Genomic DNA, 8,768 nt, shown 5'->3' with positions numbered 1-8,768 from the left:
CCTCGTGGCTTGCTTGAGCCGGATGCGGGGAAAGCTCGCACGTCCGGTTCTGAGGGGGCCGGGGATCAGCAATGGTCTCCGGCTACCCGACCACACCCCTGAACGTCGCTTGTGCTCGACCGAGGCCGTCGCGATGTCCCACGGCTTTTTGGGGTGCCCGAGATCTGTCGCCTGGTGGGCCATGGCTCGCAGGACGTGGCCTGCCAGCGGTGCGTCCTCGGCTTCGGCCGCCAGCTTCACCGCCAGGGTGAAGTACCGCCGGGCGGCCTCGTGTTGCGACGAGTCGAAGCTCATCCAGCCAGCTACGTAGACCAGTTCGGCAGCGGCGGCGAAGAGGCGGCAGCGGGTCTCGTCGCTGGCGAAGACACCGCCGACGTATGTCGCGACGTCGTCGTAGATGTACGGGTGGAGGGGTGTCCGACCGTCACCGACACCGATCCCCAGCAGGGCGGCTTGCTTCGGGTTGGCGCGGGCGGGCCGGGGGATTTCCCCCAGGTCTTGACGTCGACGCCGATCGAACGCATCCGCTCGACCACGCCATTGCCCGCGAGCGGATTGCCCCCGAGGGTTTTCGGGTTTCGGAGGCAGGCCCTTGAGCGCCGAACGTTTTGGACGGGGGTCCGTTTCGTGTTGAGCCTGCCCGACTGGTCTCTGTGGTCCGCGGCACTGGCCTGGGACTCTGGCGCACCGCCTACTGCGGCAGTTGGAGGCGCCTTGGTCCGTTCGGCGTTCAGTGCGGCCGGTTGCGGCCCGGCCGGGGTTGGGTGCTGGGCGGTGTGCATTCGATGTCGGAGAGGGGCGTGGCGGCGGAGGATGCCTGGCCGGGTGAGGAGGAGGCGGGCTCGTCCTGGCCGCGGGCGGTGTGGATCCGCAGGAGTCCGTCGATGCCGCGCAGCAGGGTCTCGCCGGCCAGGACGGGGTCGCCGAGGTAGCCGGCGCTCATCGCGCCGTCGCGGAGCATGACGAAGTGCCGCCCGGCGTGCTCTGCCTGCGCGGTCGTGATCTCGGCGAACAGTTCGGTGATCGTCTGCAGGAACCATGCGCGGTGTTGCACGACGGCACGGTGGACCGGGTGGTCGGGATCGGGGAATTCCGCTGCCGCGTTGAGGAAGGCGCATCCGCGGTAGCCGGGCGAGCGGATCTGTTCGACCAAGGAGGCACCGATGCCCCGCAGGATGCTGTCGGTCGGTACGTCTGCGGCCGTCAGGGTGCCGATCTGTGTGCGGATCGCCTGGTCAACGCTTGCGATGTAGGCGACGGCAAGGTCTTCCTTGCTGCGGAAGTGGCGGTAGAAGGTGGCGTTGGTGACCTTCGACTCGGCGACCAGGCGGTCGACGCCCACGGTGTGGATGCCTTCCGCGTAGAAGAGCTGCCCGGCGGTCTGCAGGAGCCGCTCCCGGGCCTGGGAAACCCTCCTGCCGGTGCCTGTGCCCGCTTCCGTCCCTGTCATGTCACCCAATGTAGCAGGTAGAACGGTCTCTCTTGTTTTGGTGGGAGGGGTGTGTCAGTCTGCAGACAAGAGAGAGCGTTCTCTCTACCCTGCACTGACTGGAGAACCTCATGGCATCTGCCGCCTCCGCCGAGCACGTCGGCGCCGCGCCCGCCCTGCGTCGGCTGTACGTCATCCGCTTCGTCTTCGCCGCCGCGTGGGCGGTGCTCCTGCTGGTGTCCGGCTCGGACCTCACCGTCGCGGCCAGGCTGCTGCTGTTCCTCTATCCGGCCTTCGACGTGGTCGCGGCCGTCGTCGATACCAGGTCGGCGCGCGCCGACGGGTCGGTCAAGGGCCTGTACGCCAACATTGCCGTCAGCTCGCTGGCCGCGGTCGGTGTCGCGGTCGCCGGCGCCTCGGGCGTCGCCGACGTGCTGCGCGTCTGGGGCGCGTGGGCGGTCGTATCCGGGCTGGTCCAGCTCCTCGTGGGCGTCGCGCGCCGACCGATGGGCGGCCAGTGGGCCATGATCGTCAGCGGCGGCATCTCGGTGCTGGCCGGCGCGACCTTCATCCGAAGCGCCTCACAGGAGGACCCCTCGCTGACCACCCTCGCCGGCTACGCCACACTCGGAGGGATCTTCTTCCTCGTCTCGGCGTTCCGCCTGTCCCGCTCGACCGGCAGGGGCTGACCGGGGGCGAGCGAGGATCGCGGCGACCGGGCGCGGCGCGCGCGTCGGGACGCGCCCGGCAGGGTCCGGCTCGGCGACAGGACGGTGCGGCGGATGGCGTTGAGTGCCACAAGACTGGCCGGGCCGGGGGACTGCGTGATCCTGCGCCGACAGCCCCGATCGCAAGCACGGCCCGGAACTGGTTCCCCAGGGCGACCGGGACAAGCTCACCCTCCGCTTCCAACAGGCCCTGACCACCCTCGTCAACTGCCTCACAGAACGGCACCGCGTCCAGACCACAGAACCCTCAATGGCTCGACGGTGTTGGCTGCGGCGGCACGAGTGCCTCCCCTCCGCGTGCCGAAGCCCCCGCCTCCCCGATATGCGCCCACCGGCCGACGGGCCGCAAGAGCTGTCCTAGTGCCCGGTAGAAGCGGTCCGGCAGGAACACGGCGTCCGCGATGATCATCGCGCTGGAGAAGAGCGGCAGCCCCATGAGGACGGCGATGCCCAGGTGCATGCCCAACAGCATGGTCAGGACCGGGTATTTGAGCCGTCCGAACAGGACGAACGGGAAGGCGACCTGCACCAGCACGGTCACGTAGCAGGCGACAGCGATCAGCACGTCGTGCTCGTCCGCCAGGAGCGAGAGCTCGGGCCAGGGCCGGAACAGGTCGAGGTTCAGGACGTAATGGAGGGCTGTGCCATTGCCCCAGGAGGCGCCCTGCACCTTGTAGAGGCCCGCGGATCCGTAGAGGAAGCAGACCTGGGCCGCGATGACGAACATGCCGCAGTTGTGGAGTACTGCCGTCAAGGTCCGGCGAGACATGGCCAGTTGGTGTCGGAGGTCGTCTGCTCCTGAGTCTGTCGAGCCGCTCTCCCCCTTTCCCGCGGAGGCTCGGCGCCGGGTTCTGCGCGCGTCCAGGGACCAGCGTCGGCCGCACGCGGTGAGGACGAGGTAGAGGGCCATCAGGAGGATGAGGTTGTCTCCTCCGTCGGTCATGAAGATCGCCCTGGCGTGGAACGACGCCACCACGACCGCGAACAGCACGGACACCACCCGGGTCCGCCAGCCCAGGAGGAACAACGCGGACGTGAGGAGGGCCAGCGCGTAGCACGTCTCGAAGTAGGGCCGGCTGTCGGACAGGGTGAGGATGCTGGCCCACCCGGTCTGGCCGAACAACTGCCTGGCCAGCTCGGGCGTCCAAGGTGACCCGGGCCCCCAGATCTCGTCGCGGTGCGGAAACTCGCGCAGCAGGAAGACGAGGTAGAGGAGGCCGTAGCCGATGCGCAGAACGGCCGCGGCGTAGAGGGAGACCGGCCGCTCGGTCAGGACGGTGAGGAGCGCACCGACCCTCTCCGGTCCGCGGCGCCGCGGACCTGGGTCCGCCCCGTCGGGGGTACGTGGGACACCTCGATGCGGAACGAGTGCCTGCTCAGTTTCCATGGGAGGTCACCTTCCACCAGGGCAGATACCGCGTTTCGACAGGCTTCGGCGCGGCAGCGGCCGAGCCGGGGCCGGGCCCCTCGGCCGGCGCGGCGATGGGCACGGTGATCACCCGCAGCTGGACGGACTCGAACGTGCCGCCGCGGTGGTCGGTGATGCGGTCCGCCGCGATGTCGGTCAGGTACTTCTGCATCATCAGCGCCCGCTCCGAGCGGGGCCGGTCGTCACCACCATGGGTTTCGAGGTACGAACTCCAGGCCCGCCGCAGCATGTTCTGCGCGGTGTGGCTCGGGAAGACGTCGTGTCTCACCGCCGAGTTGTCGACGCCGCTCAGATCGAACCAGCCGCTCACGTGCACCCTGCCGTCCGGGGCGGTGTGCATGGTCCGTGCAGAGATCTGCCGGTTGACCGACTCCGGATCCGGAGCGAAGAGCCGCCAGTTCTGCTCGAACAGGGGGAAGACCCACGCGTTGACCTGCCGGCTGTACTGCCGGGAGAGAGGGTTCGGGGGCGCCACGTGCAGGAACACGAGGAGTACATGGACCAGGGACGTCGCCAGACACAGGGCCACAGCAACGCTCGTCCCCGCCTTCAGCAGGAGGGGCGGAGGCTTCGAAGGCCCTTGGCGGGCAAGGGTTGTCCCGCCCCGGTCCGTCCGCCCTGCCTGTCCCGCCTGCCCTGTCGCCTCGGCGCCGATCCGGTCCGGTTCGTCGACGTCCACCGTTTCGATGCCGCCCAGCACGGTCCCACCCGGCCTTTCATTCCTGGCTTCTCTCACTTTGTTTCTCCTGAGATTTCGCCAACGGCGCGCGACGGAATCGACAACGATCCGTCGCGCGCCGCTCGTCCTGCTCGCTCAAGGGGAGCTGAAGCTAGGCAGATTTCTTGTGGTGACTTTCGTGATCGCTGCCGTAGCCCTCGGGCTTGTCGGGCTTGCCTTCATGCCCGCCGTAACCGCCGTGCTCTTCGGGCTTCCCGCCGTGGTCGTGGTCGTTGGGCTTCCCACCGTGGTCATGGCCGCCGGGCTTGTGGCCGTGATCGTGATGGCCGTTTCCACCGGTCGAGCCGCCCGTCGCACCACCGTTCGTACCGGCTGTGGTGGCGCCCGTGGTGCCGCTGGTGGTGGCGCCCGCGACGAGACCGCCCACCGCGCCGGTGGTTCCACCCGACGTCAGGACACCGCCGAGAAGACCGCCGGTTCCGCCACCCGTCGGCACGCCGCCGATGACGCCGACCGTGGTGCTTCCCGTCGTGCCCGCCGTGGCGCCGCCCGACGTGGCACCGGCGACAACACCGCCCGTGATCAGACTACCGGTGGTTCCGCCCGCGGCACACGTACCGCGGCTGATCGTGTTGTTGTCCAGCGTCACGGCGCCGGTACGGGCCAGCGCCCGGCCGGCGATGGTCGTTCCCGTCGTGACGGTGATCGACTCCTGGGCCATGATGGTGCCCACGAACGTGGAGTTGGTGCCGAGGGTGGCCGAACTGCCGATCTGCCAGTACACGTTGCACGGCGAGGCGCCGTTGACGAGCGACACGTTGCTGCCGGACGCCGTCGTCAGGGTCGAACCGATCTGGAAGACCCATACGGCATTGGGGTCACCGTGCGCGTCGAGCGTGAGCGTGCCGGTGATACCCGCGGAGATGGGTGCCTTGTAGACGCCCGGATCCAGCGTCCTGCCACCGAGCTCCACGGGGTCGGGAGCGGTGGGGTACGTGACGTCCGGCGCCTGACCGGCGGCGTTGTTGTACCCCGTGACCAGGTCGCTCTTGGCCTGGAGCGCCACCGCGTCCGCAGAGTGCTGGGCCCCGAGCACCGTGCCGGGCGGGAATCCGGTGATGGCCGTTCCCGGCGACACTCCGAGATCACCGGTGATCGACGAGGGCCCGGTGTTGGTGACTTGTGAACCGGCCAGTACGGCGAAGCTGGTCGCCGTACCGAGAGGTACGGGTGTGGCAACGGCACTTGCGCGTGTCGGCGTCATCGCGAGCACGACCGCGGCGATCACCACGGCCGTCAGCGCCGCGAACCAGACCGACATGGTGCGCCGTACTGGAGCGTCAGGGATATTCAGCGTCATCGAGGGGCCAACTCCTATCAGGGATGGTGCCTGTTTGGTGGTTCTCGGTCGCGGGGAATCTCCTGCATATCTTTCGCTGGCATATTACGCACGAGCGGAATCGGATTGCGATTCATTCGACTGACTTCACCGAAATCGGCGAACAATTCGCGAAATACACAGAACTGCTTAATAGGCCGAATGGCGCCTATCTATTATCCGGGCGAGCAAGGCATAAAATCACTAAAGCGCAATTCTCCCTGACGGGGGCAGGTGGGCGCGGCCGGCAAACGGAGACCGTGCGGCGAGAAGATCACGCAAGCATGGTCTGACGAGAGGTCCGAGCGTGACGGGGCATTCAGCGCACGAGCGGCACGGACCGCAGTAATACTGGTTGCGGGTTGGTGCACTCTCACGTGCAACCGCCCGGAAGGGCGACTCCGGCGCGTATGCGCCGGAGTCGTTGTCTCGACCGTCGGTTCGGTTGGCGCGGGAGATTTCAGCACCCGCCTCTCGAATAGAGCTCGCAGATCAGCAAGAAGTCACCGCTGCCGACTCAAATGCCCGGCAGGGTTCCGTAGGACGGATTGCACCGGCCCGCACTCGGCTCGGAAGGGAGGGGACGTGACCCAGGCGGCCGACATCCGTAAGCGGCGCAACCACGATGTCGTCGACCCGAACGGACGCAAGATCGGCATGCTCGAAGCGATCTATGTGGACACCGTCACCGACGAACCGGCCATGGCCACCGTCCGGACCGGGCCGCCCACTCGCCGGCGCCTGGTTTTTTGTCCCCCTCGACGAAGCGATCCTCGGGCCGGGCTACCTCAAGGTCTCGTATGCGAAGAGCCTGGTGAGGAAGGCTTCTTCGATCGGCACGGACGACATCCTGCCCGCCGCGCAGGAAGAGGCGATCTTCCAGCACTACGGCATGACGTACGAGTCGGGCGCCGGCGGCGAACGGCAATTCGCCTGCCGCTGAGCGACCGAGTCGGGCCCAAGGGAGTGTTCGAGTCGTGATGCTCTTCCTGCTACTGGTCCTCGTGGCCGTCGTCCGAGGAATCATCGGCGCGGCAGCCGAGGGCCTGGGCTATCTGCTGGCCATCGGCGGCCTTCGCCGCTGTACGGCTGTCCCGGCGCAGCCGGCGTCCCCTCCGGACAAGGACAAGGCCGCTGCCGCCTTCGCACGGTGGGATGCGTTTCTCGTACGCAGGAGGGACGCGGAAGTACCGCTGGTGTCGCTGGAGTTGGCGGTCGCCAGTGCCGCACGGCTCGTGTCCAGGGCCGGAATGCTCATACGCCGGGTGCCGCTGGACGGGGACCGTGAAGGGGAACGATTTACGGGGGCACCATGTCTCTGTCGTACGAACAACATGGCTGTGCGGCTCCCCTGCCTACCTGGCCCATGTGGGCTTCGCCGCCCATGTCCCCGCCACCTTCGGCGAGGCGCTGATGGCGGGCGCGTTGGCGCACCGGCACAGGCACCGCGGGCCGTTCGGGGCCGAGCGGATCGCGGAGGAGCTGCTCGCCCACGGGCTGCTGGAGTTCCTGTACACGGACCAGGTAGGTGCACGGGAAGTCGCTCGACACATCTTCGACGGCCTGAGACGGATGGCCAGGGTCAGTACTCCCTGGCGGCTCCCACTGCCCTGCTCGACGCCGATGCGGCCTGCGTCTCGCCAAGGGGCAGGGCGTCACCGAGGACGTCGAGCCGTTGTCCGGGCCGCAAGCTGTTGCCGGACCGGGACGTGATGTCGATTCGTACTTCCCGTCGAGACAGGGGGAGGACCGTGCGATCCAGCGCGAGTTCACTGGTGCGGAGGGCTGCCCCCTCCCCGCGTCAGTGGGGACCACAACAGCCTTCCCGCTGCCGAGGAGCCACCCGAACACGTCCGTCTGGCTCGCTCAGCAGGAGAGTTTGGACGTCAATGCATCAAATGCCTGGGTAACCGGAGTTGCCTCAAAGGAGTTTGGCGGACACGAATCATGGCAATTCAGACAGGTGAACTCGGCTGTCGTCCCTCGGTTGAGGGCCGGGGCGTGACGACTGCAGGTGTGATGTCCGGCCGCTCCGAGTCCGCCGTCACAGGCTCAGCAGGAGGTCCCGGACCGCGGTGGGCTGGGACAGGAACGGGTGGTGGCCGGCGTCGAGTTCGACGATGTTGCCGGCCCGGCGGGCGAACTCGTGCTGGAGACGCATCGGGGTGCCCCGGTCCTGGGTGCAGGCGAGGTACGTCGAGGGCACCTGTTGCCAGGCGGCCGCCCCGACCGGCTGCCCGGTCACCTGCAGGTTCTGCCGGGCCAGGTGGTCCGCGGCCTGTGCCTGGACCTCGGAGTCGCAGTCCTGCAGGAACGTGTCCACGAGCAGTTCGGGGCGGACCCCGAAGGTGCCGGCGTCGGGGTCGACGTCGAGGAACGGGGCGGGGCCGCCGTCCCCGAACTCCGACAGGCTCTGCCCGACCTCGGGCAGGTAGCTGGAGACCAGCAGTAGGTGGCGCACTGACTCGATGCCCGCGGCGGCTTCCGCGGTGATGATGCCACCGTAGCTGTGGGCGACCACGATGGTCGGCTCGTCGCTGCCCTGCAGCACCTGCCGCACCGCGGCCACATCCTCGGGCAGCCCCGGACCGTCGACGCCGACGCCGACGGGCAGGCCCGCCTCGCCGCAGCTCGGCAGCGCCGGTGCCACGCTCGACACTCCTCGCTCCCGCAGCAGTTCGGCGGTCCGGTGCCACCACCACGACCCGTCCCGCACACACGCCCCATGCACGAACACGACCCTCATCGCTGCCTCCACGTCTGCCTCGACTTACCCCCGCCGACGATAGACGTAGTAGCTGTTACGTGAAAAAGTGCGGGCCATGGGGAGACGACCGCAACCGCACATCAAGGTGGGGTTGCTCGATGCCTGCGCCGATCACGCCCTGGCGTACGGGCTCCCCGACCGGCTGGAGCCGCTGGCCACCGCCACCGGGACCTCAGCCCGCATGCTGATCTACCACTTCGGTACCCGTGACGCCCTGCTGCGGGCCATCCTGGGGCGCGCGCGACAACGTCAGCTCGACATGTTCGGCGACCTCTTGCGCGTACGACCCGACGAGCCGTACACGGCAACCCTGAACCGGGCCTGGACTTCCATCACTGGCCCGGACGGGCAGCCGTAC

6 protein-coding genes and 2 pseudogenes are annotated in these 8,768 nt (G+C 68.3%); 2 read left to right on the top strand and 6 right to left on the bottom strand.

The window, feature by feature from the left end; translation table 11 throughout:
• Both M2283_RS48635 and M2283_RS48630 read right to left on the bottom strand, forming a co-directional pair.
• Positions 1-294 (bottom strand): annotated as a pseudogene (locus tag M2283_RS48635) (hypothetical protein); the annotation flags it as partial.
• A 436-nt stretch (positions 295-730) separates the two neighbouring features.
• Positions 731-1,450 (bottom strand): TetR/AcrR family transcriptional regulator, encoded by a 720-nt coding sequence (locus tag M2283_RS48630; RefSeq protein WP_280883054.1) that lies wholly within the window; start codon positions 1,448-1,450, stop codon positions 731-733.
• 110 nt (positions 1,451-1,560) lie between these two features.
• Between M2283_RS48630 and M2283_RS48625 the strand changes: the two genes are divergently transcribed.
• Positions 1,561-2,118 (top strand): hypothetical protein, encoded by a 558-nt coding sequence (locus M2283_RS48625; RefSeq protein WP_280883053.1) that lies wholly within the window; start codon positions 1,561-1,563, stop codon positions 2,116-2,118.
• Between the two features lie 286 nt (positions 2,119-2,404).
• On the opposite strand, the gene M2283_RS48620 is transcribed toward M2283_RS48625, so the two are convergent.
• From M2283_RS48620 to M2283_RS48610, 3 genes are all read right to left on the bottom strand, one after another.
• On the bottom strand, positions 2,405-3,544 hold the full coding sequence (locus M2283_RS48620; protein ID WP_280883052.1) for an HTTM domain-containing protein: 1,140 nt from the start codon (positions 3,542-3,544) through the stop codon (positions 2,405-2,407).
• A complete protein-coding gene (locus tag M2283_RS48615; protein WP_348538991.1) occupies positions 3,534-4,322 on the bottom strand; it encodes a DUF5819 family protein in 789 nt (262 codons plus the stop codon). Before M2283_RS48615 ends, M2283_RS48620 begins: the two co-directional genes overlap by 11 nt.
• 94 nt (positions 4,323-4,416) lie before the next feature.
• Positions 4,417-5,625, bottom strand: a complete 1,209-nt coding sequence (locus M2283_RS48610; RefSeq protein WP_280883051.1) for an ice-binding family protein — start codon at positions 5,623-5,625, stop codon at positions 4,417-4,419.
• Positions 5,626-6,228: 603 nt separating this feature from the next.
• On the opposite strand from M2283_RS48610, the pseudogene M2283_RS48605 reads away from it, so the two are divergent.
• Positions 6,229-6,586, top strand: a pseudogene (locus M2283_RS48605) (PRC-barrel domain-containing protein).
• 1,101 nt (positions 6,587-7,687) lie between these two features.
• Here M2283_RS48605 and M2283_RS48600 read toward each other — a convergent pair.
• A complete protein-coding gene (locus tag M2283_RS48600; protein WP_280883050.1) occupies positions 7,688-8,389 on the bottom strand; it encodes an alpha/beta fold hydrolase in 702 nt (233 codons plus the stop codon).
• Positions 8,390-8,768: the final 379 nt, after the last annotated feature.

Origin of the sequence: Streptomyces pseudovenezuelae, assembly GCF_029892565.1 — a bacterium.
Classification (GTDB): domain Bacteria; phylum Actinomycetota; class Actinomycetes; order Streptomycetales; family Streptomycetaceae; genus Streptomyces; species Streptomyces pseudovenezuelae_A.
This window is presented reverse-complemented; position numbering and strand designations above follow the sequence as displayed.

Coding starts and splice junctions, on each gene's coding strand:
- M2283_RS48620 (WP_280883052.1), bottom strand. CDS start 3,544: ATGGAAACTGAGCAGGCACTCGTTCCGCATCGAGGTGTCCCACGTACC.
- M2283_RS48630 (WP_280883054.1), bottom strand. CDS start 1,450: ATGACAGGGACGGAAGCGGGCACAGGCACCGGCAGGAGGGTTTCCCAG.
- M2283_RS48610 (WP_280883051.1), bottom strand. CDS start 5,625: ATGACGCTGAATATCCCTGACGCTCCAGTACGGCGCACCATGTCGGTC.
- M2283_RS48600 (WP_280883050.1), bottom strand. CDS start 8,389: ATGAGGGTCGTGTTCGTGCATGGGGCGTGTGTGCGGGACGGGTCGTGG.
- M2283_RS48625 (WP_280883053.1), top strand. CDS start 1,561: ATGGCATCTGCCGCCTCCGCCGAGCACGTCGGCGCCGCGCCCGCCCTG.